Origin of the sequence: Mycobacterium sp. G7A2 (assembly GCF_041902445.1) — a bacterium.
Lineage (GTDB): Bacteria > Actinomycetota > Actinomycetes > Mycobacteriales > Mycobacteriaceae > Mycobacterium.
In genome coordinates, this window is record NZ_CP169251.1 from 5177830 (window position 1) to 5199913 (window position 22084).

A 22084-nucleotide genomic window follows, 5' to 3' on the forward strand; every position below is an offset into this window, starting at 1 on the left:
CCTCGAAAGGGGGCCTGATCAGGGGTGGCAGGTAGAGGATTCGAACCTCTGTAGGCGTAAGCCGACGGATTTACAGTCCGCTCCCATTGGCCGCTCGGGCAACCTGCCTGGATGCTGCACATGCGCTGCACAGCGCGCGTTACAAGATACAACGAGGGTGGGCCCCCAACACAAACCGGCGGGTGGGGGGCGGTGTTCGCGCCCACGGACACGACGGGTGAAGATGGACGCAAGCACCATCTATCGAGCCCATGAACTACCGAGCCCACGAAGTACCTGAGGGAGGGACGAGTCCAATGGCGGATTCATCGTTCGACGTCGTCAGCAAGGTCGACCGACAGGAAGTCGACAACGCGCTCAACCAGGCAGCCAAGGAGCTGTCCACCCGCTTCGACTTCCGCGGCACCGACACCAGCATCGCCTGGAAGGGCGAGGAGGCCATCGAGATCGTCTCCTCCACCGAGGAGCGCGTGAAAGCAGCCGTCGACGTCTTCAAGGAAAAGCTGGTGCGCCGCGACATCTCCATGAAGGCGTTCGACGCCGGCGACCCGCAGGCCAGCGGCAAGACCTTCAAGGTGACCGGCACCCTCAAGCAGGGCATCAGCAGCGAGGAAGCCAAGAAGATCACCAAGATCATCCGCGACGAGGGCCCCAAGGGCGTCAAGGCGCAGATCCAGGGTGAAGAGATCCGGGTCAGCTCCAAGAAGCGCGACGATCTGCAGGCAGTCATCTCGCTGCTCAAGGGCTCCGACCTCGACGTCGCCCTGCAGTTCGTGAACTACCGCTGAGCGGGGTCATTCCTCCAGAGGGTGCCGCCAGGTGAGACGCCGGAAGCGGGCGAACCCGCGATCGGCGCTGTAGAACGTCGCATTGCTCTCCAGGGCGTAGGCCGCCAGGTACGCGTCCGGCACGTCGTTGCCGCGCGCGTCGATGTCGGTGGCGAGCTGCCGGAACAAATCCCAATGACGCTCTGTCGGCCGCAAAGCGACGACCGCAGGAGCGTCGCGTAGCGCCTGCGCAGCCGCCCACGCCTCTGCGGGGCTGGTGGGCTCACGAAAAACCCGCCGGTTGGTCATGATCCGCACGAACCCGCTCAGCACGACGTCTGGAACACCAAGGGGTTGATCGTCGTTGGCCCAGATCTCGAGTATTTCCCGATAGTCGTTGTGCTCGACGAGATCGGACCGGTGCGCGTAGACGAGGACGTTGGTGTCAACGCATCGCACCGAGGCTGTCCCCTTCCTCCATCACGTCCGACACCGCGGCATTCGAGGCAAGGTCCACGCCGGGTCGCAACCCACCGCTGCCGCTCGCCTGCACCGTGAACCGGCTCCGTGCACCCCGGTCGGCCGGGTTGAGGCCGCGACGCACCGCGTCCTCGAGCACCGCCGCCACCGTGCGGCCGGACCGGGCCGCGCGCTCCTTCACTTCGCGGTACAGCGCGTCATCGATGCGGATCGTCGTGCGCATATCGCCACATTAGCATCAGGACTGAGCATCAAGATGCCGATGATAGTCAGGCGTTGCCCGCCCACTCGCACCGGCACCGCGAAATCCACCCTCGTAGCGCCCCCGCAGTCCTAATCTGATCGCCATGGCACCTGCACAGCGCGAACCCAAAGTCGTCGTCCTCGGGGGCGGATCCTGGGGCACCACCGTTGCCTCCATCTGCGCCCGGCGCGGGCCGACTCTGCAGTGGGTGCGCTCGCAGGAGACCGCCGACGACATCAACCAGAACCACCGCAACTCGAAGTACCTCGGCGACGAGGTCGAACTGGCGCATTCGTTGCGTGCCACCACCGACTTCTCCGAAGCCGCCGAATGCGCGGACGTCATCGTCATGGGGGTGCCGTCCCACGGATTCCGCAACGTGCTGACCGAACTGGCCCGCGAACTGCGCCCCTGGGTGCCGGTGGTGTCGCTGGTCAAGGGCCTCGAACAGGGCACCAACTACCGGATGAGCCAGATCGTCGACGAGGTGCTGCCCGGTCACCCGGCCGGAATCCTGGCCGGACCGAACATCGCCCGCGAGGTCGCCGAGGGTTACGCCGCTGCAGCGGTGCTGGCCATGCCCGACCCCCATCTGGCCGCGCACCTCGGCGGGCTGTTCCGCACCAAGCGGTTCCGGACCTACACCACCGATGACGTCGTCGGCGTCGAGATGGCCGGCGCGTTGAAGAACGTGTACGCGATCGCCGTCGGCATGGGCTATTCGCTGGGCATCGGGGAGAACACCCGCGCGATGGTGATGGCCCGCGCGGTACGCGAGATGTCCAAGATGGGTGAAGCGCTGGGCGGTCACCGGGACACCTTCGCCGGGCTGGCCGGCATGGGCGACCTGATCGTCACCTGCACCAGCCAGCGCAGCCGCAACCGCCACGTCGGCGAACAGCTCGGCGCCGGCAAGCCGATCGACGAGATCATCTCCTCGATGAACCAGGTCGCCGAGGGCGTCAAAGCCTCCAGCGTCATCATGGAGTTCGCCGACAAGTGCGGCATCACGATGCCCATTGCGCGCGAGGTCGACGGGGTGGTCAACCACGGCTCCACCGTCGAGCAGGCCTACCGCGGGCTGATGGTGGAGAAGCCCGGCCACGAGGTGCTCGGCTCAGGTTTCTGAGCCTCTGGTTCCTGAGCCGGGGTTTCCCGGGCCGGAGGTCTCCAAGCCCCTGGTTGCCGGGACCGCTACTCGGGCCCGGCTCCCTAGTTGAAGTAGGGGTTGGTGCCCTCGGGCCGCACCAGCAGCGGATTGACGGCGTTGACCCACGATGCGTCCGGAGTCACGACGAAACCGGCCTGGTTGCGGCTGTCCACGCACGCCGTCGTCGCTCCGTCGGTGCCGCAGCTGACCGTCCCGAAGCTCAGCCGGGTGTTCGGTGGCAGCGCGGCGACCTCACCCTCGAAGATCGGCCGCGGGGTCGAGCCGAAGCCGGGCACCCCACCCGCCGCGCCGCTGATGACGTTGGCGCCTTCCGGCGCCCCCGGCAGCGGACCCTGGCATCCGTAACCGCCGGAACGCTGCAGCATGCAGGTCAGCGGACCGGCGGTGAACGCATACGCCGTGCCGTCGAGCACGGCGTAGTCCTGCGGGTTGGCCGGCGCCCACGCATTGACGTTCGGCGGGGGTGGCGGCGGAGGCGGGGGCGGCGGTTGAGCCGCCGCGAGGCCGGGCAACGCGGCCACGCATGCCGGAGCGACCAGCATGCCTACCAGGATTCTGCGCAGCACCATCACAGACTAGATGTCGCCGAAGGGGCCAGCAGTGTTTCAGAACGTGAAGCTGCCCGCCGGGCTGAGCACGAACCCGGACTGGTCGAGGGTGTTCACGCAGGACGTCACGACGCCGTCGGTGCCGCAGCTGACCGTCTGGAAACTCATCCGCGTGTTCGGCGGCAGCGGACGCGGGTTCTCGATCGCGCCGTACATCGGCCGATCCGACACCGCGAAGCCAGGGCTGCCCTGCGCGTAGCCGGACACCATGTTCGCACCGTTCGGCGCCGCAGGCAGCGGACCGCTGCAGCCGTAGCCGCCGGTACGCCGGTCCATCACGCACGTCACGCCGCCCGGCGCGCCGAACGAGTACGACGCGCCCTCGTTGACGGCGAACTCGGCCGGGTTCACCGGGGGCAGCGCGTTGATGTTCGGCAGCGGGCCCGGCTGCGCGGCGGCGAGGCCTGGGGCGACGAGGCCGAACGCACCCACGGCCGCGACACCGGACAGCATTCTGGTCAGCACGTCGCACACCTTAAGCGGATCGGGCGCGGTAGAGCACCTCGAGTGTCGACTTTCGCGCCGAATTCGCTAGTAGCGGTCGGGGCTCCGATAGTCTCCGGGCCCGGCCATCGCCTCCAGCCGCGCGATGCGATCGGCGACCGGCGGGTGGGTGGAGAACAACTTGCCGATCTTCTCCCCCGCGCGGAACGGGTTGGCGATCATCAGGTGGGCCTGGTCGGCCAGCTGCGGCTCCGGCGGGAGCGGCGCCCGCTCGACGCCGACGCTGATCTTGCGCAGCGCACTGGCCAGCGCCAGCGGGTCACCGGTCAGCTCGGCACCGGACTGGTCGGCCTGGTACTCGCGCGACCGCGACACCGCCAGCTTGATGACCGTCGCGGCGATCGGACCGAGCAACGAAACCAGAAGGATCGCAAAAGGATTCGTTCCCCCGTCGCGGTTGCCGCCGAACATCGAGGCGAAGAACGCGAGGTTGGCCAGCGCGGTGATCACCGACGCCATCGCCCCGGCCACACAGGAGATCAGGATGTCGCGGTTGTAGACATGCGACAGCTCGTGGCCCAGCACCGCGCGCAGCTCGCGTTCGTTGAGCAGACCCAGAATGCCCGTCGTGCAGCACACCGCCGCGTTGCGCGGGTTGCGGCCCGTGGCGAACGCGTTCGGCGCCGCGGTGTCGCTGATGTACAGCCGCGGCATCGGCTGGCGCGCGGTGGTGGCCAACTCGCGCACGATCTTGTACATCACCGGCGCCTGCATCTCGCTGACCGGCTGCGCGTGCATGGCGCGAAGCGCCAGCTTGTCGCTGTTGAAGTAGACGTAGGCGTTCATGCCCACGGCGAACAACACCGCCAGGAACATGATGTTGCGCCCGAACATGGCGCCCACACCGACGATCAGACCCGAGAACACCACCAGCAACAGGAACGTCTTGAACCTGTTGGCATGCGGATGCCACGTCACCGTGCTTGCCTCCTTCAAAGCAGCCGACTCATCGAACCTGTCAGAGTCCTCGATCAGTCAACGCCCGGACCGGCGGCGCGGGTTCCGCCGGTTCAGCCGTGCCGATTGATGGTGTAGTCCACCAGCGTGGCCAGCGCCTGCCGTCCGGGCCCGTCGGGCAGGTGCGCCAGCTCGTCGCGGGCCTGCTGGGCGTAGCGGGCCACGGTGTCCTTGGCCATCGCGATGCCCTGTGAGGAACGCAACAGGGCGAGGGCCTCGGCGACGTCGTCGTCGTCCTCGACCGGTGCGGACAGCAGTGCGCGCAACCGGTCGGCGCCGGGTCCCGTTTCGCGCAGCGCGTACAGCACCGGCAGCGTGTGCACCCCTTCCCGAAGGTCGGTGCCCGGAACCTTGCCCGACTCGTCGGCGTCGCTGTCGATGTCGATGATGTCGTCGGAGATCTGGAACGCCGTGCCGACGATGCCGCCGAGCCGCGCCAGCCGCTCGACCTGGTCGTCGTCGGCGCCGGAGAACGTCGCCCCGAACCGGCCCGACGCCGCGATCAGGCAGGCCGTCTTCTCGTAGACCACCTTGAGGTAGTGCTCGATCGAATCGACCTGGTCGGCCGCGCCCTGAGTTTCCCGCATCTGGCCGGTGACCAGCAGCGCGAACGTGTCGGCGATCACCCGCACGGCGTCCGGGCCCAGCCGCGAGACCAGCCGCGACGCGGTCGCGAACAGGTAGTCCCCGGCCAGGATGGCGATGTTGTTGCCCCAGCGAGCGTTGGCACTGGTCGCGCCGCGACGCATCTGCGCCTCGTCCATCACGTCGTCGTGGTACAGCGTCGCCAGGTGCACCAGCTCGATCACCGCGCCGGCCACGCTGACCTGCCAGGCGTCGGGTTCAGGACCCAGCTGCGCGGACAGGACGGTGAACAGCGGGCGGAACCGCTTACCGCCGGCCTGGAACAGGTGCTGCACGGCTTCGGCCATCAGGGCGTCGGCTCTGCCCAGCTCATCGGACATCAGTGTCTCGATGCGGGCGACGCCGTCACGAACATCCTGGGCGAACTGGGCATCCCCGAAGTCCACTCCCGCCACCACGGTCGCCGGTGTCCTCACACTGCCAACATACTGGGAGCCATGGACTCGTCGGCGGGCAGGAGCGAAGCGACCGGGGGATCAATCGCGGCTGATGTGGTCGTCGTCGGAGCCGGACCAGCCGGTTCGTCGGCCGCGGCCTGGGCGGCCCGAGCCGGTCGTGACGTCCTGGTCATCGACTCCGCGCGGTTCCCGCGCGACAAGGCGTGCGGCGACGGGCTGACCCCTCGCGCGGTCGCCGAGTTGCAGCGGCTGGGCCTCGGCTCCTGGCTGGACGGCAAGATCGCACACCGCGGGCTGCGCATGTCAGGCTTCGGCGCCGACGTGGAGATCGCGTGGCCGGGCCCGTCGTTCCCGCCGACCAGCAGCGCGGTGCCGCGCACCGAACTCGACGACCGGATCCGCCAGGTCGCCGCCGAGGACGGCGCCGCCATGCGTCTGGGCGCGAAAGCCGTTGGCGTGCATCATGGGCCGTCGGACCGGGTGGCCGCGGTGGTGCTCGACGACGGCACCGAGGTGACGTGCACGGACCTGATCGTGGCTGACGGGGCACGCTCGACGCTGGGCCGCGAACTCGGGCGGCAGTGGCACCGCGAGACCGTCTACGGCGTCGCGATCCGCGGGTACGTCGCCACGCCCCGCAGCGACGAACCGTGGATCACCTCGCACCTGGAGTTGCGCTCCCCGGCCGGCGAGGTGCTGCCCGGTTACGGCTGGATCTTTCCGCTGGGCAACGGTGAGGTGAACATCGGGGTCGGGGCGCTCGCCACGTCGAAGCGTCCCGCCGAGGCGGGGCTACGGCCCCTGATGAGCTACTACGCCGGACTGCACCGCGACGAATGGGGCTTTGCCGGGGAACCGCGGGCGGGGCTGTCGGCGCTGCTGCCCATGGGCGGCGCGGTCTCAGGGGTCGCCGGGCCGAACTGGATGCTGATCGGCGACGCCGCGGCGTGCGTGAACCCGCTCAACGGCGAGGGTATCGACTACGGCCTGGAAACCGGGCGGCTGGCTGCGGACCTGCTCGGCAGCGGCGACTATTCGCGGGTGTGGCCTGCCGTGTTGGAGTCGCACTATGCGCGGGGATTCTCGATCGCGCGCCGGCTGGCGCTGCTGCTGACCTTCCCGCGGTTCCTGCCCGCGACGGGCCCGCTGGCGATGCGTTCGTCGGCCCTGATGACGCTCGCGGTGCGGGTGATGGGCAACTTCGTCACCGACGAGGACGACGACATGATCGCCCGGGTGTGGCGAGGGGCGGGCCGGCTTTCGGGTCGCATCGACGCCCGCCGCCCGTTCACGTGACACTCGTGTACCGCGCGCCGATGCGGCCGCGGCGTGACGACCTCGACGCGCAGCCCGCGATCGAACGGGCGCTGACGCACGGGCTGTGCGGGTTCGGCGACGACCCGTCCCCGCAGGCCGCTGAGCGGTTCGCCCGGCGCATCGACCGGTTCGCCGCGGCACCGGAGGGGTCGTTGGTGTGGACCCGCGACCGCGACGGGCTCTACTGGCTGGGGCGCCTGGCCGGGCCCTACTTCTACGACGCGGACGGCGAGTCCGTCGACCTCGTCCACGTCCGGCGGTGCGTGTGGCGGGAACAACCCGTCCTCGAATCGCAAGCGCCGCCTGCCGTCGTCGCGACGTTCGGGCGTGGGGGACGCAACTTCCAGCAGATCCACGACGACCACGTCGGCGCTGCCTCGGAACGGTTGTGGCGCTAGCCTTCCCGGCGCAGCGCTGAACGCGCGGATTCGGTGCCGCGCGCGTCCGGTCGGGCTCGGACACCGGGCGCGCCGTAGAGGCACCAGGAGGCGCGGGATGGATCAGCCGAGCGAGTAGGCGAAGCCGCTCACGTCACGCAGAGTGGCCCCGAACACCTCGGGCATCGCGGCGCCGAACAGCAGGTCACCGCCGTGACAGGTGCCGGCCACCACGCGGCCCACCGCGGGCACCCCGGCCCGCACCAGTCTGCGGTAGTACTGCAAGCCTTCGTCGCGGAGCGGATCGAGCTCGTTGACCGAAATGACATGTGGGGGAAGCCCACTGAGCTCAGCGTCGGCGGCCGCCGCTGCCCAACACGTCGCGTCGTCGGCGTACGCACCGTCCGGGTCGTAGAGCGAGCCGAGCAGCGCCGCCTGCTCACGGCTGATGAAGTAGCCGTCGTTCTCCTCCAGCGACGGCAGGTCCTCGCACGCGTCGAGCCAGCGGTTCGAGATGAACGGGCACTGGGCGTAGAAGCCCGCGATCTCGCCGATCCAGCCTTCGCGGTTGGCCTTGTGCGCCAATGTCAATGTGAGGTTCCCGCCACCGGATTCGCCTGAGACGATGAGGTGGCTCACCCCGAGTTCACGGCGGTGCGCCGCCACCCATCTGGCAGCGGAGGCGCAGTCGTTGAGTCCGGCCGGATAGGGGTGCGCACCCAATTTGGCGCTGGAGTTACGGAATTCGACGCCGACGACCACCAGTCCCGTCGCGGCGAGGTGTTCACGCAACCCCACATACGCGGCATCGGCGGCGGACGCGATCGCCATGCCGCCGCCGTGCAGATGCACCACCGCGGGCAGCTCACCGTCAGCATTCTCCGGCCGGCTCACGAACAGCGTGACGGTGTTGCCGTCGACGCCGGTGCACTCGGTCGTGGTGGTCGTGACGCCGTCGGGGCGCCCGAGGTCCTCGGCGATCGAGTCGAAGATCGCGCCGATGGCCTGCTCGCTCATCGCGGCGAACGCGTGCCGCTCTTCCGCCGGTGAATCGGGGGTCAGCCCGCTCGACGGAAAGTGGCCGTCCAGGCCGAAGCGGCGGAAGACCTCCACCATCCGGGGATCGGCACGTGGGTCGGTGCCCAGTGTGGCGTCAGGGTCGGCGAGGCGTCCGTGCGGCATGAAGGTGACGGTAGCGCCGTGCGCGAGCAGTGAGAGCGCTTTCGCCAGCCGCGAACGCGCGCCGAAATACGGCCTGGGGCGGCGCGTCGGCGTGCAGACCCGCGCGCTCGCGGAACTTGGGGGCTCGCCGAACTTGGGTCGCTCGCGGAACGTGGGGGGCTCGCCGAGCTTGGGGCTCAGGGTTTGGTGGCGGCGTGCAGGGCGACGATGCCGCCGGTCAGGTTTCTCCACCGCACGTCCGTCCAACCCGCCGCCTCGATGCGACGCGCCAGCTGCTCCTGATCCGGCCAGGCCCGGATCGACTCGGCCAGGTACACATAGGCCTCCGGGTTCGACGACACGGTGCGCGCGATGCGCGGCAGCGCCTGCATCAGGTACTCCTTGTACACCGTGGCGAACAGCCCGTTGGTCGGCGTGGAGAACTCACACACCACCAGCCGCCCGCCGGGGCGGGTCACCCGCGCCATCTCCCGCAGCCCGGCCTCGTGGTCGACGACGTTGCGCAACCCGAAGCTGATCGTCACCGCGTCGAACACCTCGTCGGCGAACGGCAGCCGGGTCGCGTCGCCCGCCACCTTGGGCACCGCCCGGGCCTGGCCGGCGGCGAGCATGCCCACCGAGAAGTCCGCCGCCACACACCAGGCACCGGAGCCGGCCAGCTCCACGGTCGACACCGCCGTCCCGGCGGCCAGGTCGAGCACCTTGTCCCCCGGGCCGATTCGCAGCGCCTGGCGCGTCGCCCGCCGCCAGAAGCGGTCCTGGCCCACCGAGAGCACGGTGTTGGTCAGGTCGTAGCGCCGCGCGACGCCGTCGAACATCGAGGCGACCTCACGGGGATCCTTGTCCAGCGACGCGCGGTTCACAAGGGCGAACGTATCAGCACCTGTCATTCACCTGTGCACCTCGCAGACCGGGAATGCGACCGCCCCGAACGCGCATTGCAACCGGACATGAGTGGAAAAGTCTGGTTCATCACGGGAACATCGCGCGGCTTCGGCCGCGAATGGGCGATCGCGGCGCTCGAACGCGGCGACAAAGTGGCCGCCACCGCGCGCGACGTCGCCACGCTCGACGACCTCGCCGCCGAACACGGCGACGCGCTGCTGCCCATCCAGCTCGACGTCACCGACCGCGACGCCGACTTCGCGGCGGTCAAGGCCGCCCACGATCACTTCGGGCGCCTGGACATCGTGGTCAACAACGCCGGCTACGGACAGTTCGGGTTCGTCGAGGAACTCTCCGAGGACGAGGCCCGGGCCCAGATCGAGACCAACGTGTTCGGGGCGCTGTGGATCACCCAGGCCGCGCTGCCCTACCTGCGCGCCCAGCGCAGCGGCCACATCCTGCAGGTGTCGTCGATCGGCGGGATCACCGCGTTCCCCAACGTGGGCATCTACCACGCGTCGAAGTGGGCACTGGAGGGCTTCTCTCAGGCATTGGCCCAGGAGGTGGCCGAGTTCGGCGTGCACGTCACGCTCATCGAGCCGGGCGGATTCGCCACCGACTGGGCCGGTCCGTCGGCCAAACGCGCCACCCCGCTGCCCGACTACGCCGAGGCGCACGAGCGCTCCGAGCAGTGGCGGGCGTCGCGCTCGGCACGCCCGGGTGACCCGAAAGCGTCGGCGGCGGCGGTACTCGAGATCGTCGACGCCGCCGAGCCTCCGCTGCGCGTCTTCTTCGGGGAGCTGCCGCTTCAGCTGGCCCGGGCCGACTACGAAAACCGGTTCGCGACGTGGGAGAAGTGGCAGCCCGTGGCGGAGCTCGCCCAGGGCTGAGCTCAGGCGGCCTTGGCGCTGCGCGCGCCCATCACCTCGAGGTAGTGCTCGAGGAGTTGGTCACACACCGCCGGCCAGGTCCGGCCGAGCACACTGCGCCGCGCGGCCACCGAGTACCGGGGCCGCTCACTGAGCAGATGATCCACGGCCTGCGGCAGGTTCGACTCGAAACCGCTGACCGGCAACAACATTCCCGTGTGCATGGGGGTGACGAGGTCGCGGGGGCCGCCGGCGTCCGGGGCGATCACCGGCAGACCGGAGGCCATCGCCTCCTGCACCGCCTGGCAGAACGTCTCGTGCTCACCGGGATGGACGAAGACGTCCATGCTGGCGTAGGCGGTCGCGAGCTCGGCGCCGTAGAGCGCACCGGTGAACACCGCCGAGGGCATCAGCGTCTGCAGCTTGGTCCGGTCCACACCGTCGCCGACGACGACCACCTGGACGTCGTCACGGCCGGCCAGCCCCGACAGGCGCTCCACATGCTTCTCGGGGGCGAGGCGCCCGACGAACCCGACGACCGGTCGGCCGTCAGGCGACCAGTGCCGGTGCAACTGCTCGTCGCGGGCCGACGGCGCGAAGCCGGTGATGTCGACACCGCGGCCCCATTTGTGGACCCGGGGGATGCGGTGGGCGGCCAGGTTCTCCATCGCCGACGTGGACGGGGCCAGCGTGCGGTCGGCCTTGCTGTGCAGGCGCCGGGTCCACGCCCAGGAGGCCCGCGACAGCATGCCGATGCCGTAGCTCTGGGCGAATCCGGCCACATCGGTCTGGAACACCGCGACGGTCGGGATGCCGAGATAGCGGGCGGCGTGCACCCCGCCCCACCCGAGCAGCGCCGGCGACGCGAGGTGCACGACGTCGGGTTCGAAGCCGCGCAGCACACCGACCATGCGCGGCCGGGGCACGCCCAGGGGCAGCGATGTGACCTTGGGGAACATCTTCGACGGCACCCGGTGCACCCGCACCCCGTCGTGCACCCGGTCGGCGGCGGGTTCACCGCGCGGAGTGTCCGGGGCGATGACGAGCACCTCGTGGCCGGTGCGGCGCAGATGCTCGATCACCCGAAGCACGGAATTGGTGACACCGTTGACGTTCGGGAGGAACGATTCCGCGACGATGGCAACGCGCACACCCGAACGGTGACATCGCCACCTGTCCCAGAGGTTGCCGACAGGGGTATGTCACACGAATTGCCGACGATTCTGCTCGGCGCACAGCAACGTCGTGGGTCGGCCCGGGCGGATACCCTCACTCCATGCGCACTTCCACCGCAGCGCTGCTGGTCAGCCTCGTCGGACTGCTGGGCGCCGTCGGATGCAGCAGAGAACTCCCCGGTGTCGCGCGGCCCGACCTCACCCCGACACCGCTGGCGGTCACCGAGGACGGGACCGGCATCGTGGCCGGGTTCGACGACGCGCCCGCCCACATCGAGATCTTCACCGAACCGCAGTGCACCCACTGCCGTGACCTGCAACTGGACTTCGGCAACCAGCTCGCCTACCACATCACCGTCGGTGACCTGCAGGTCACCTATCGGCCGTTGACCTTCCTCGACACCGGCGACGACGGCTATTCGGCCACGGTCGCCAACGCGATGTTCGCGGCCGCCGGTCCCGTCGGCCCCTCCGGCGACAGCGGCCGTTCACCGGCCGACGGCACCCAGTTCCAGCATTTCGTCGAGGAGCTCTACCTCAATCAGGACCCCGGCGGCGCCCCCTTCAGCGGCGACGAACTGCGCGAGATGGCCGAATCCGCCGGCATGCCCGAGGCCGTGGCCGACCAGCTGGCGCGTGACCGGTCCGCGGTCGACATCGCCGAGATGAACGACACCAACTTCGTCTACCTCGTCGACGTCGACCCGGTGCAGACCGGCACCCCGACCGTCTACGACCTGGAAAGCCAGGAGAAGGTCGACATCCACGCCGACGACTGGCTCGCCGAACTCGTGCACTCCTGAGTCACACGGTGCTCGCGCGCCGGTCGATCCGGCGTTCCACCAGCGTCGTCACACCCAGCGCGGCGCCGGCAACGAGCCAGCCGACCACCGCGATCGAGCCGGCGGGAATGATGGCCAGCGCGGCGTTGCGGTCCCGGACCCGGACCAGGTCGGGGTCGTTGACGTCGTACTCGACGTAGATCCGCATCCCGTCGTCGAGCTTCGACGGGTACAGCACCCCCAGTTCCGGGCGGTAGGTGACGCGGTCGGGGGTGACGAACTCGATCGTCGAGCGGCGATCGCCGGCGTCGAGCACGGTGGCCTCGGCCACCCCCATGTTGCGTTCGATCTGGCGGTCGTTGCGCCAGGCACCCAGCACCAGCAGCACCGACTGCAGCGTCACCAGGCACGCCGCCACCACGATGCCGATCCGGATGCGGCGCAGCATGCGCCCGGCCCAGGTCTCCCCCGGCTCGCCGTGCAGGTGCGGGCGCACCACCTCCCACACCGGCCGCAGCCGCTCGAGCAGCTCCTTCACAGACTCGCCTTGATCGCGGCGTGCAGGGCGCGCAGCGAGGACCTGTCGGCCTTCACCTCCAGCACCCGCATGCCGTCCTGCGGCTCGTCGAGCGCGCCGGCCAACTCGCCGATCTCGATCTGGCGGCTGTCGACGTGGTAGGCGCGGCACAGCGCGCCGACGTCGACGTCGTGCGGGGTGCCGAAGATCCGCGACGAGACGTCGGAGAACCGCGGGTCACCCTGTTCGAGCAGCTCGAAGATGCCGCCGCCGTTGTCGTTGGACACCACGATGGTCAGGGCGCGCGGCGTGGGTTCCGTCGGCCCGATCAGCAGGCCCGAGCTGTCGTGCACGAAGGTCAGGTCACCGAGCAGCGCGACCGTGCGGCCACCGTGGGCCGCCTCGTAGGCCAGCGCCGCGCCGATCGCCGTGGACACGGTGCCGTCGATGCCCGCCACCCCACGGTTGGAGCGCACCCGCACCTCCGGCGTCGTCAACCCGACCAGCGCGAGGTCGCGAACGGGGTTCGAGGCCCCCAACACCAGCTGATCGCCGGGGCGCACCGCACCGGCCACCGCCGCCGCGACATGCAGGCCGGTCGTCAAGGGATGCTCGGCCAACTGTCCGCGAACCGCGTCGACGGCGTGGCGGTTGACCTCCGCGCAGCGGCGCAGCCAGTCCGGCGACGGTTCCCCCGAGGTGACGGCACGGGTGCCGGTGGCCTGCGAGTTCCCGGACACGTCCGGCCACCGGGGTCCGGTGGTCAGCGCGAACACCGGAACCGAGGGATCGGCCAGCAGCGCCGACACCGGCCGGTGCAGGGTCGGCCGGCCGGCCATGATGACCTGCTTGGGGCGCAGCAGCCGCAGCGCCAGCGGGTGCAGCGGGTTCTGCGCGCGCGGGGCTGTGGGCTCGGCGACGGTGGGCAGGTGAGCCAGGTTCGGGTGGGCGCCCGCGCCGTGGCCCGCGATGACGACGGTGTCGGGGCCGAGGTCGATGTCGAGCGGCTGGTCGAAGCTGACCGGCGGGGTGTAGGTCCACGGGCGGCCGTGCGGACGGCCGTCGGGGGCATAGGGGCCGTCCGGGCTGGCGTCGGGCACCAGCGGTTCGCGCAGCGGGATGTCGAACTGCACCGGCCCGGCGTTGGCGGTGCGGGATCCGGTGGCGGCCACCAGCACCCGGCAGGTCGCCGAGCGCCACTGTGCGTTGAGGGACTCCATGTCCTCGGCGTGCTCGGCCAGGCCCAGGCTGATGTTGGCGCGCACCTGGTTGCCGAAGTAGCCGAGCTGCTCGAAGGTCTGGTTGGCGCCGGTGCCGAGCAGTTCGTAGGGCCGGTTGGCGCTGAGCACGACCAGCGGAACCCGCGCGTAGTTGGCCTCCACGACCGCCGGGCCCAGGTTGGCCACCGCGGTACCCGAGGTCATCGCCAAACACACCGGGGCCTGGTTCGCCCCGCCGCCCTGGGCCAGGCCGATGGCGAGGAAGCCCGCCGTGCGTTCGTCGATGCGCACGTGCAACCGCAGGCGTCCGGCGCGGTCGGCGTCGTGCAGCGCGAAGGCCAGCGGCGCGTTGCGCGACCCGGGGCACAACACGACGTCGCGGACGCCGCCGCGGATCAGTTCGTCGACGACTACGCGGGCCTGTGTCGTCGAGGGGTTCACCCCTACAGGGTATCGGCGAAGAATTCGAGGATCGCGGTGTTGACGACCTGGGGCTTCTCGATGAACCCGAGGTGGCCGGCGTCGGGGATCTCGAGGAATCTGCCGTTGGGCAGCGCGTTGGCGACCTCGCGCCCCAGGTGGGCGGGCAGCACGATGTCGTCGGCGAACCCGATCACCAGCGCCGGGGTCGTGACGTTCTGGTAGGCGGGCAGCCGGCTGCTCTGCGGGGCGATCGACAGCTGGGTGTGTATCCCCGGCGTGGGCTTCTGCGGCCACATCGTGAACATGTCGATCCAGTCCCGCACTGTGTTGTCGTCGTTCAGCGTCTTCGGCGAAAAGCTCTCCAGCAGGCGCAGTTTGGCCTCGTACTCGACGGGCAGCTGCACGCCGGAGCGGGCCATCGCCAGCTCGCCGGACCAGAAGAACTCGCGGGCGCGGTCGTGGCGGCCCCGGGTGGCCATCAGTACCGCCGAGTGGACCAGTTCCGGGCGGGCCACCATCAGCTCCTGGGCGATGTAGGAGCCCATCGACACCCCGACCAGACGCACCGGCGCCAGCCCGAGTTGCTCGATCAGTGCGACGGTGTCGGCGACCATCGTCTCGGTGGTGAACCCGTCGGCGTTCTCGGTGGCGCCGATGCCGCGGTTGTCGAACGTCACACACCGGTAACCCGCGCGGGTGAACACCGGTACCTGGTGCAGATGCCAGGTTCGCCCGGCCCCGCCGCGGCCTGCGATGAACAGGACCGCCGGGCCGGAGCCGCGGTCGTCATAGGCCAAATTCACGCCGTCGACGCTACGTCGATCCCCGTTGAGACTGCATCCAGGGTGGAAAAGTGCGAGAAAGGTGCGCGCTCACCGCAGTATGAACGATCAACGGCGCGCTCAGCCCAGTCTCGGCGATCAGCGACGCGCTAAGCCCCAGTCTCGGCGATCAGCGGCGGGCCCGGCGCACGCGGGCCAGTGCCGCATCCCACAGCAGCCCGGTCGAGGCCGCCAGCGCGGCGGGGGTCGCCAACTGGCGGCCCATCATCGCGGTGGCGGTCGCCTTGGTGGCCGCCGAGGCCTTCGACATGTGCCCGGAATCGAACGGCGGCTTTGGGTCGTACTCCATCGACAGCTGGATGGCCTTGGCCTTCGCCTCACCACCGATCCGCCCGGCCAGCCACAGCCCCAGGTCGATGCCGGCCGACACCCCGGCCGCGGTGACGATCCGCTCGCCGGCATCGACGATGCGCTCATCCCCCACCGGCTCCACGCCGAACGTGCGCAGCACCGGCAGCGCCGCCCAGTGCGACGTCGCCCGTTTACCCTCGAGCAGCCCGGCCGCGGCCAGGATCACCGAGCCCGAGCACACCGATGTCGTCCACTGCGTGCCCTGATGCACGCGGCGCACCCAGTCGAGGACCTTCTCGTCGCGGGCGTGCTGCAGCGTCGAGAAACCGCCCGGCACCAACACGAGATCCGGGGTCGGTGTTTCGTCGAACGAGTGGGTGGCGCCCACCACCAGCACACCGGAATCGGCGGTGACGGGGCCGGGTTCGTGCCAGACGAACCGGACGTCGGCATCGGGAAGGTAGTGCAGGCTCTCGTAGGGTCCGATGAAGTCGAGAGCGGTGAATCCGGGGTAGAGCATGATCGCGATCTGCATGGGTTCTCCTTGTCAGGCGAATGTCTTGCGGTACTGGTCAGGGGACACACCGAGGCGGCGAACGAAGTTGCGCCGCAACGTCTCCGCGGAGCCGAACCCGCACCGGGTGGCGATGACGGTCACCGGGTCGTCGGTCTCACAGAGTTGCCGGCGCGCCGCCTCGGTGCGGATCCGCTCGACGTAGGCGCCGGGCGCCTCACCGACCTCGTCGGTGAAGACGCGCGTGAAGTGGCGCGGGCTCATGGCTGCCCGCCGGGCGAGCTCGGAGACACTGTGCGTGCCACCGGGTTCGGCGTCGATGGCGTCCTGGATGTCGCGGATGGGGCGTCGCCGGGCCCGCGGCATCCACACCGGCGCCGCGAACTGGGTCTGCCCGCCGGGGCGGCGCAGGGGTAGCACCAGATAGCGGGCCACCGTCTGGGCGGCCTCGGTGCCGTGATCGTCCTCGACGAGCGCCAACGCCAGGTCGATGCCCGCGGTGACGCCCGCAGCGGTCCAGACCTTCGACGAGCTGCGCACGAAGATCGGATCGGGATCGACGGTGACGGCGGGGAACTCGGCCGCCAGCTGGGCGGCGAACGCCCAGTGCGTGGTCGCCACGCACCCGTCGAGCAGCCCGGCCTCGGCGGCCAGCACAGCCCCGGTGCAGACGCTGACCACCCGGCGGGCCTGCGCGGACACCGCCGTGATCCAGTCGATCAGCTCGGCGTCACCGCGGGCCGACTCGGTGCCCGCGCCACCGGGCAGCACCACGGTGTCGACCGGCTCGCCCGGGCCGGGTAGCGGGTCGGCCACCAGGGTCAGGCCCGTTCCGGTGGCCACCGGTGCGCCGCCGACGGACACGATGCGCACGTCGTAACCCGTGCCCACGGTGCGGGCGTCGTAACCCGTGCCCACGGTGCGGGCGTCGTAATCCGTGCCCGCGGCGCGGGCGTCGGCGTACAGCGAGGCCCCGGTGAACACCTCGAACGGACCCACCAGATCCAGCGCCTGCACGCCGGGGAACCCGACGAGGAGCACCGTGCGCGGCATGACCTCAGTGTTGGCCACCTTCGTCGTGGCGTCCAGGCCATGCACCCCACAGATCAGGACAGCAACGGCCAGCAGGCGCGGATCCGGTCGATCCACCACCGGACACGCTCGGGCGCCGCTGCCAGCGCGGTGACCCGCGCCGGGTCGGGGGCCACGGCCGCCGCGGGCAATTCGCCGTCGACCGGCACGACGGCCTCGACGACATCGTCGACGAACAGTCCTCCGGTGCCGAGCCCGCAGGCGTGGGGCAACGACGGCAGACACCCCGCGGCGACCAGACCGATGCCGATGCCCACCGCCGAGTCCAGGGCGCTGGACACCACGATCGGGATGTCGATCTGCTCGGCGACGGCCAGCATGGCCCGCACCCCGCCCAGCGGGGCCACCTTGAGCACCGCGACATCGGCGGCGCGGCTGCGCACCACGTGCAGCGGATCCTCGGCCTTGCGGATGCTCTCGTCGGCGGCCACCGGCACCTGCACGCGGCGGCGGACCTCGGCGAGTTCGGGCACCGTCGCACACGGCTGTTCGAGGTACTCCAGGGGACCGTCCGCGGTCAGCGCCCGCGCGGCGGTCACCGCGTCGTCGACGCTCCAACCGCCGTTGGCGTCCACTCGCACGGTCGGTACCAGCGCCCGCACCGCGTTGACCCGGGCAACGTCGTCGGCCAGCGACTGACCGGGTTCGGCGACCTTCACCTTCGCGGTGCGCGCACCGGGAAACCGGGCGAGCACGTCGGCCACCGCGTCGGCGGGCACCGCCGGCACCGTGGCGTTGATCGGGATGCGGGCGTGCCGCACCGTGGGCAGCGGCCGATAGGCGGCGTCGATGGCGGCGGCCAGCCAGTGCGCCGCCTCGGGCGGGCCGTACTCGGGGAATGCCCCGAACTCGCCCCAACCCGCCGGGCCGTCGATCAGCGCGATCTCGCGGGTGGTGATCCCGCGGAACCGCACCCGCATGGGCAGAGAGACGACGTGCAGCCGGTCCAGCACATCCGACAGCTCGGGACGGGTCACCCGGCGCCCGCCAGCACGGCCTCGGCGGCGCGGCGGCCGCTGACCAGGGCCCCCTGGATCGAGGCGGTGTCGCGGTGATCGCCGCACACCCACAGCCCGTCCTGGACGCGGACGGGGCGGCGCACCGACAGCGGAGGCGGCTGCGCCGGCAGCGCGTGCGGGATCTCGTGGCGGATGAGCAGCTCCCAGCCCGACGCGTCGGCGCCGAGGATCGCCGCCGCGTGCCGCCGGGTCACGGCTTCGTCGGGGGCGGAGCCGTCGGGCGCCGCCAGGGCCGACGCGGCGATCAGGTGGCGACCGGGCGGCGCGTAGGTCGGTGCGGCAGCGCTGATGACGGCGGTGTTGAGCACCGGCCCCGGGTTCGCGGGGCGGCCGTCCACCCACAGCATCGCCGGCCCGGTCTGCGGCTGGTCGGTGGCCCACCAATCGGTCACCACGCCGTGCATGTCCGGTTCGGGCAGCCCGGCGAGCCCGGCCGCGGTGACGGGATCGGCGGCGACGACCACCTGTGCGGCCCGCACCGTGTCCGAGCCGTCGGAGACGACGAACCGACCGCTGTCGCGACGGATCTCGACGGCCTTGCGGTGCAGCGTGATCCGGTCTCGCAGCGGGCGGGCGAGTTCGGCGGGCAGCGCGGCCATGCCGCCGGCCGGCAGAGACGGCACCCCGAGGACGAACATGCGGGCCAGCAGCAGCGCGAACGCATTCGACGTGGCACCGGTGTCGTCCAGCAGCACCCCGGCGAGGAACCGGTCGATCACGCGGCGGAGTTCACCGCGCACGCCGGCGGCGTCGAGGGCTTCGCGCAGGGTGGCGTCGGTGTTACCCGACTTCAGCACGCCGGGACGCAGCGCGGGCGCCACCCACCGCGCCGCCGCCAACACATCTCTGGGGCCGAGCCCGCCGCGGGCCAGCATCGCCGGCACCTTCTGCGGCAGCCGCAGCGGATGCACCCACACGGTCGAGCCGCGCTCACGGCGGACCGCCACGCCGGCGCCGAAGGGCTGCAGCCGCAGCGCGTCGACGTCCACGGCGCGCCCCAGCTCCGGATAGGCGGGGTTGAGCACCTGAAAGCCGCGGTCGCAGCGGAACCCGTCGACGACGTCCGTGCGGACCCGGCCGCCGATGCCGTCGGCGGCTTCCCACACGTGCACGTCACGTCCGGCCGCGGTCAGCACACCCGCGCACCGCAGGCCGGCCAGCCCGGCGCCGATCACCAGCACATCCATGTCGTCACCACTCATCGCAGCTCATGGTTACCCGTCGGCTCCACTATGACAGCCGCGCGGCGGTGACCAACTCGTGACGGGCTGATCCCCATCCGGTGCTGCGCCGGCCCCGAATCACAGGTGACATCGTGTCCGGGCGTGGGTAGCCCCTGCGAAGAGGAGGTCCTGTGTTCCAGAAAATCACCAAGGTCGTCGGGCAGGTCGCCGAGTCCGCGCTGTCCATCGCCGGCATCCGCACCGTGGAGGAACCGCACTACATTAAGCGCAGCCTGACCGAGGCGGTCGAGATCCGTGAGTACGGCCCGCGCATCGCCGCCGAGACCACCGTCAGCGGAGAGAAGCAGGGCGCGCTGAACACCGGCTTCCGCCGGCTCGCCGGTTACATCTTCGGCGGTAACCACCGCGAGGCGGAGATCGCGATGACCGCGCCGGTCGGGCAGGCCCGGTCCGGCGGCGACGACATCGCGATGACCGCTCCGGTGGCCCAGACCGGCAGCGCCGAGCAGGGCTGGACCGTGCGGTTCTTCATGCCGTCGAAGTGGTCGATGGAAACGCTGCCCACGCCCGATGACGACACCGTGCGACTCGTCCAGGTGCCCGCCGAGACGGTCGCCGTGCTGCGGTTCACCGGCGACCGCAGCGCGCAGGCCGTCGCCGCGCGGACCGAGGAGCTGATGAACACGTTGCGCGACAACGGGATAGAACCCACCGGCGAGCCGACTTCATGGTTCTATGATCCGCCGTGGACGCTGCCGTTCCTTCGGCGCAACGAGGTCACCGTCGCGATCTGAGTGTCACACCGTGGCGCGGTCGCGGCCCTCCCAGTGCGGCTTGCGCAGCTCCTTCTTCAGCACCTTGCCGGTGGGGTTGCGCGGCAGCTCGTCGCGGATGTCGACCGACTTCGGGCACTTGTAGCCCGCCAGCCGTTCCCGCGCGAAGGCGATGAGCTCGGACTCGGAGACCTCGCCCTCGATCACCACGACGGCCTTGACGACCTCGCCCCATTTGTCGTCGGGCACGCCGATGACCGCGACGTCGACCACCGCGTCGTGCTCGGCCAGCACCCGCTCCACCTCCAGCGAGTAGATGTTCTCGCCGCCGGAGATGATCATGTCCTTGAGCCGGTCCTCGACGAAGATGTAGCCGCCGTCGTCGACGCGGCCGATGTCGCCGGTGCGGAACCAGCCGTCCGGCGTGATCGCTTCAGCGGTGGCCTCCGGCCGGTTGTGGTATCCCTTCATCAACTGCGGTGTGCGGAACCACAACTCACCCTGCTCGCCGGTCGGCACGTCCTCCAGGGTGTCCGGGTCGACGACCCGCACCTCGGCGTTGGGCACCAGGGTCCCGGCGCTGGTCAACCGCTCGGGGTGGTCCTCGGCGCGATGCGCGTCGGGCAGCAGCTGGCTGATCACCCCGCACACCTCGGTCAGACCGTAGGCCTGGACGAAGTCGGTGTCGGGCCACGCGTCCAGTGCCTGGCGCAGCAGCGGCAGCGGCATCGGCGAGGCGCCGTAGCCGTAGGTCTTGAGCGCGCCGAAGAGCTTGACCGCGTCCTCTCCCGTCTCGAGGACCTTGGCCAGCACGGCCGGGACGAGGAACGTGCGGTTGGCGCCCTTGAGAATGGCCCCGGCCAGCGCTGCGCCGTCGACGTCGCGGGTCATGACGCTGGGAATGCCGTCGTAGATACCGAATTGGACATAGGACATGCCGCCGACGTGGAACAGCGGCATCGACACCATGTTCTTGTCGCCCTCGTCGAATTCGAAGCCCTGGTGGGCGTTGACGGTGTGGGCGATGATGTTGGCCTGGGTGAGCTCCACGCCCTTGGGCCGGCCGGTGGTGCCCGACGAGTACATGATGATGCACACGTCGCCGGGATCGACGTCGGCGCTGCGGTCCACCGGCGACGCGGCGGCCAGCATGGCCTCGTAGTCGTCACCGTCTCCGCCGTCCGGGGTGACGGTGACGACGTGCTCGATGTGGGTGAGCCGGTCGCGGATCTTGTCGATCGCCGGCGCGAACTCCGCCCCGACGACGAGCAGCTTCGCGTCGGAGTCGTTGAGGACGAAGTCGAGCTCGTCAGCGGCCAGCCGGAAGTTGATGACCGCGTTGGCCGCGCCCAGAGACGCAGCGGCATAGGTCAGCTCGACGCACGCCGGGTGGTTCTTGTCGAGGAACGCGACGACGTCGCCGCGGCCGATGCCACGCTCGGTGAGCGCCCCGGCCAGCCGCCGGATGCGGTCGTTCCACTGCGACCAGGTCCACGACCGGTCGAGATAATCCATCGCCTCGGCGTCGGGCTTGATCTCGGCCCACTGCGCGACGCGTTCATCCAGAAAACGGGGTTCGGGCAGGTTCATGTCAGAAGCGTGCCACGCGGTCGGCTGCCGCTGACAGGTTTCGCCCAATCCCATTCAAGTGATTCACAGGTCCAATGGCTCCCTCGAACAACGTACATGTCATCGACTGTTTACCACGGTACATGTGAATGGCGATTCCGTGCTCTACGGAGCGTCGGCGCCCGACGGGGCCACGTAGTGCGACGAAACCGTCGTCGTCAGGCATCGCCGCCGGCCGCCAAGTCCGCGATGTCACCGCAGACGGTGAGGAATGTCGAC

24 protein-coding genes and 1 tRNA gene are annotated in these 22084 nt (G+C 70.3%); 7 read left to right on the forward strand and 18 right to left on the reverse strand.

The window, feature by feature from the left end; genetic code table 11:
- Window positions 1–25: 25 nt before the first annotated feature.
- A tRNA-Tyr gene (locus tag ACEWX3_RS24525) sits at window positions 26–108 on the reverse strand.
- A gap of 188 nt (window positions 109–296) precedes the next feature.
- On the opposite strand from ACEWX3_RS24525, the gene ACEWX3_RS24530 reads away from it, so the two are divergent.
- Window positions 297–788, forward strand: a complete 492-nt coding sequence (locus ACEWX3_RS24530) for a YajQ family cyclic di-GMP-binding protein (RefSeq protein WP_152515473.1) — start codon at window positions 297–299, stop codon at window positions 786–788.
- A gap of 6 nt (window positions 789–794) precedes the next feature.
- Here ACEWX3_RS24530 and ACEWX3_RS24535 read toward each other — a convergent pair whose 3' ends face one another.
- Complete coding sequence (locus ACEWX3_RS24535) at window positions 795–1226, reverse strand: type II toxin-antitoxin system VapC family toxin (RefSeq protein ID WP_374157960.1); 432 nt, start codon at window positions 1224–1226, stop codon at window positions 795–797.
- A complete protein-coding gene (locus tag ACEWX3_RS24540) occupies window positions 1213–1470 on the reverse strand; it encodes a ribbon-helix-helix domain-containing protein (RefSeq protein ID WP_374157961.1) in 258 nt (85 codons plus the stop codon). Before ACEWX3_RS24540 ends, ACEWX3_RS24535 begins: the two co-directional genes overlap by 14 nt.
- Before the next feature lie 124 nt (window positions 1471–1594).
- Here ACEWX3_RS24540 and ACEWX3_RS24545 point away from each other — a divergent pair, with 124 nt between their 5' ends.
- Entirely contained in the window at window positions 1595–2620 is a 1026-nt protein-coding gene (locus ACEWX3_RS24545) for an NAD(P)H-dependent glycerol-3-phosphate dehydrogenase (RefSeq protein WP_221349806.1), read from the forward strand.
- An 83-nt stretch (window positions 2621–2703) separates the two neighbouring features.
- Here ACEWX3_RS24545 and ACEWX3_RS24550 read toward each other — a convergent pair whose 3' ends face one another.
- From ACEWX3_RS24550 to grcC1, 4 genes are all read right to left on the reverse strand, one after another.
- Entirely contained in the window at window positions 2704–3231 is a 528-nt protein-coding gene (locus ACEWX3_RS24550) for a hypothetical protein (RefSeq protein ID WP_163672984.1), read from the reverse strand.
- Window positions 3232–3267: 36 nt separating this feature from the next.
- Window positions 3268–3735 carry a hypothetical protein gene (locus tag ACEWX3_RS24555; RefSeq protein ID WP_374157962.1) on the reverse strand — a complete coding sequence of 156 codons (468 nt, stop codon included), beginning with the start codon at window positions 3733–3735 and terminating at the stop codon, window positions 3268–3270.
- A 66-nt stretch (window positions 3736–3801) separates the two neighbouring features.
- Window positions 3802–4692, reverse strand: coding sequence for a zinc metalloprotease HtpX (gene htpX / locus ACEWX3_RS24560; protein ID WP_152515467.1), 891 nt, complete (start codon window positions 4690–4692; stop codon window positions 3802–3804).
- Window positions 4693–4784: 92 nt separating this feature from the next.
- Entirely contained in the window at window positions 4785–5792 is a 1008-nt protein-coding gene (gene grcC1 / locus ACEWX3_RS24565) for a nonaprenyl/(2E,6E)-farnesyl/geranylgeranyl diphosphat synthase (RefSeq protein ID WP_207066010.1), read from the reverse strand.
- A 21-nt stretch (window positions 5793–5813) separates the two neighbouring features.
- Between grcC1 and menJ the strand changes: the two genes are divergently transcribed.
- Both menJ and ACEWX3_RS24575 read left to right on the forward strand, forming a co-directional pair.
- Window positions 5814–7070, forward strand: a complete 1257-nt coding sequence (menJ, locus tag ACEWX3_RS24570; RefSeq protein ID WP_207066011.1) for a menaquinone reductase — start codon at window positions 5814–5816, stop codon at window positions 7068–7070.
- Window positions 7067–7489 carry a GAF domain-containing protein gene (locus ACEWX3_RS24575; protein ID WP_374157963.1) on the forward strand — a complete coding sequence of 141 codons (423 nt, stop codon included), beginning with the start codon at window positions 7067–7069 and terminating at the stop codon, window positions 7487–7489. The genes menJ and ACEWX3_RS24575 overlap by 4 nt, the downstream gene beginning before the upstream one ends.
- A gap of 102 nt (window positions 7490–7591) precedes the next feature.
- On the opposite strand, the gene ACEWX3_RS24580 is transcribed toward ACEWX3_RS24575, so the two are convergent.
- Both ACEWX3_RS24580 and ACEWX3_RS24585 read right to left on the reverse strand, forming a co-directional pair.
- On the reverse strand, window positions 7592–8650 hold the full coding sequence (locus ACEWX3_RS24580) for an alpha/beta hydrolase (RefSeq protein ID WP_374157964.1): 1059 nt from the start codon (window positions 8648–8650) through the stop codon (window positions 7592–7594).
- Window positions 8651–8826: 176 nt separating this feature from the next.
- Window positions 8827–9513: a demethylmenaquinone methyltransferase gene (locus tag ACEWX3_RS24585; protein WP_163672980.1), complete on the reverse strand. Its 687-nt coding sequence runs from the start codon at window positions 9511–9513 to the stop codon at window positions 8827–8829.
- Between the two features lie 87 nt (window positions 9514–9600).
- Here ACEWX3_RS24585 and ACEWX3_RS24590 point away from each other — a divergent pair, with 87 nt between their 5' ends.
- Entirely contained in the window at window positions 9601–10425 is an 825-nt protein-coding gene (locus tag ACEWX3_RS24590) for an SDR family oxidoreductase (protein WP_374157965.1), read from the forward strand.
- Between the two features lie 2 nt (window positions 10426–10427).
- Here the strand turns inward: ACEWX3_RS24590 and ACEWX3_RS24595 are convergent, their stop codons facing one another.
- Window positions 10428–11555: a glycosyltransferase family 4 protein gene (locus tag ACEWX3_RS24595; protein ID WP_374157966.1), complete on the reverse strand. Its 1128-nt coding sequence runs from the start codon at window positions 11553–11555 to the stop codon at window positions 10428–10430.
- A gap of 125 nt (window positions 11556–11680) precedes the next feature.
- Between ACEWX3_RS24595 and ACEWX3_RS24600 the strand changes: the two genes are divergently transcribed.
- Window positions 11681–12382, forward strand: a complete 702-nt coding sequence (locus tag ACEWX3_RS24600; protein WP_221349819.1) for a thioredoxin domain-containing protein — start codon at window positions 11681–11683, stop codon at window positions 12380–12382.
- Window position 12383: 1 nt separating this feature from the next.
- Here the strand turns inward: ACEWX3_RS24600 and ACEWX3_RS24605 are convergent, their stop codons facing one another.
- From ACEWX3_RS24605 to ACEWX3_RS24635, 7 genes are all read right to left on the reverse strand, one after another.
- A complete protein-coding gene (locus ACEWX3_RS24605) occupies window positions 12384–12899 on the reverse strand; it encodes a DUF3592 domain-containing protein (RefSeq protein WP_374157967.1) in 516 nt (171 codons plus the stop codon).
- On the reverse strand, window positions 12896–14539 hold the full coding sequence (menD, locus tag ACEWX3_RS24610) for a 2-succinyl-5-enolpyruvyl-6-hydroxy-3-cyclohexene-1-carboxylic-acid synthase (RefSeq protein WP_374157968.1): 1644 nt from the start codon (window positions 14537–14539) through the stop codon (window positions 12896–12898). Before menD ends, ACEWX3_RS24605 begins: the two co-directional genes overlap by 4 nt.
- Window positions 14540–14541: 2 nt before the next feature.
- Window positions 14542–15324 (reverse strand): alpha/beta fold hydrolase, encoded by a 783-nt coding sequence (locus ACEWX3_RS24615; protein ID WP_221349825.1) that lies wholly within the window; start codon window positions 15322–15324, stop codon window positions 14542–14544.
- A 148-nt stretch (window positions 15325–15472) separates the two neighbouring features.
- On the reverse strand, window positions 15473–16189 hold the full coding sequence (locus ACEWX3_RS24620) for a DJ-1/PfpI family protein (protein ID WP_374157969.1): 717 nt from the start codon (window positions 16187–16189) through the stop codon (window positions 15473–15475).
- 12 nt (window positions 16190–16201) lie between these two features.
- Complete coding sequence (locus ACEWX3_RS24625) at window positions 16202–17221, reverse strand: GlxA family transcriptional regulator (RefSeq protein ID WP_374159943.1); 1020 nt, start codon at window positions 17219–17221, stop codon at window positions 16202–16204.
- 53 nt (window positions 17222–17274) lie between these two features.
- On the reverse strand, window positions 17275–18237 hold the full coding sequence (locus ACEWX3_RS24630) for an o-succinylbenzoate synthase (protein WP_374157970.1): 963 nt from the start codon (window positions 18235–18237) through the stop codon (window positions 17275–17277).
- Window positions 18234–19481: an FAD-dependent oxidoreductase gene (locus tag ACEWX3_RS24635; RefSeq protein WP_374157971.1), complete on the reverse strand. Its 1248-nt coding sequence runs from the start codon at window positions 19479–19481 to the stop codon at window positions 18234–18236. The genes ACEWX3_RS24630 and ACEWX3_RS24635 overlap by 4 nt, the downstream gene beginning before the upstream one ends.
- Before the next feature lie 152 nt (window positions 19482–19633).
- On the opposite strand from ACEWX3_RS24635, the gene ACEWX3_RS24640 reads away from it, so the two are divergent.
- Window positions 19634–20257 carry a heme-binding protein gene (locus tag ACEWX3_RS24640; RefSeq protein ID WP_374157972.1) on the forward strand — a complete coding sequence of 208 codons (624 nt, stop codon included), beginning with the start codon at window positions 19634–19636 and terminating at the stop codon, window positions 20255–20257.
- Window positions 20258–20260: 3 nt separating this feature from the next.
- On the opposite strand, the gene ACEWX3_RS24645 is transcribed toward ACEWX3_RS24640, so the two are convergent.
- A complete protein-coding gene (locus ACEWX3_RS24645) occupies window positions 20261–21826 on the reverse strand; it encodes a long-chain-fatty-acid--CoA ligase (RefSeq protein WP_374157973.1) in 1566 nt (521 codons plus the stop codon).
- Window positions 21827–22084: the final 258 nt, after the last annotated feature.

Excerpts from the sequence above, each read along its gene's own strand:
- ACEWX3_RS24530 (WP_152515473.1), top strand. The coding sequence starts at position 297 with ATGGCGGATTCATCGTTCGACGTCGTCAGCAAGGTCGACCGACAGGAA.
- ACEWX3_RS24625 (WP_374159943.1), bottom strand. The coding sequence starts at position 17,221 with ATGCCGCGCACGGTGCTCCTCGTCGGGTTCCCCGGCGTGCAGGCGCTG.
- ACEWX3_RS24590 (WP_374157965.1), top strand. The coding sequence starts at position 9,601 with ATGAGTGGAAAAGTCTGGTTCATCACGGGAACATCGCGCGGCTTCGGC.
- ACEWX3_RS24645 (WP_374157973.1), bottom strand. The coding sequence starts at position 21,826 with ATGAACCTGCCCGAACCCCGTTTTCTGGATGAACGCGTCGCGCAGTGG.
- menJ (WP_207066011.1), top strand. The coding sequence starts at position 5,814 with ATGGACTCGTCGGCGGGCAGGAGCGAAGCGACCGGGGGATCAATCGCG.
- ACEWX3_RS24550 (WP_163672984.1), bottom strand. The coding sequence starts at position 3,231 with ATGGTGCTGCGCAGAATCCTGGTAGGCATGCTGGTCGCTCCGGCATGC.
- ACEWX3_RS24580 (WP_374157964.1), bottom strand. The coding sequence starts at position 8,650 with ATGCCGCACGGACGCCTCGCCGACCCTGACGCCACACTGGGCACCGAC.
- ACEWX3_RS24635 (WP_374157971.1), bottom strand. The coding sequence starts at position 19,481 with ATGAGTGGTGACGACATGGATGTGCTGGTGATCGGCGCCGGGCTGGCC.
- ACEWX3_RS24620 (WP_374157969.1), bottom strand. The coding sequence starts at position 16,189 with ATGCAGATCGCGATCATGCTCTACCCCGGATTCACCGCTCTCGACTTC.
- ACEWX3_RS24600 (WP_221349819.1), top strand. The coding sequence starts at position 11,681 with ATGCGCACTTCCACCGCAGCGCTGCTGGTCAGCCTCGTCGGACTGCTG.
- ACEWX3_RS24545 (WP_221349806.1), top strand. The coding sequence starts at position 1,595 with ATGGCACCTGCACAGCGCGAACCCAAAGTCGTCGTCCTCGGGGGCGGA.
- ACEWX3_RS24540 (WP_374157961.1), bottom strand. The coding sequence starts at position 1,470 with ATGCGCACGACGATCCGCATCGATGACGCGCTGTACCGCGAAGTGAAG.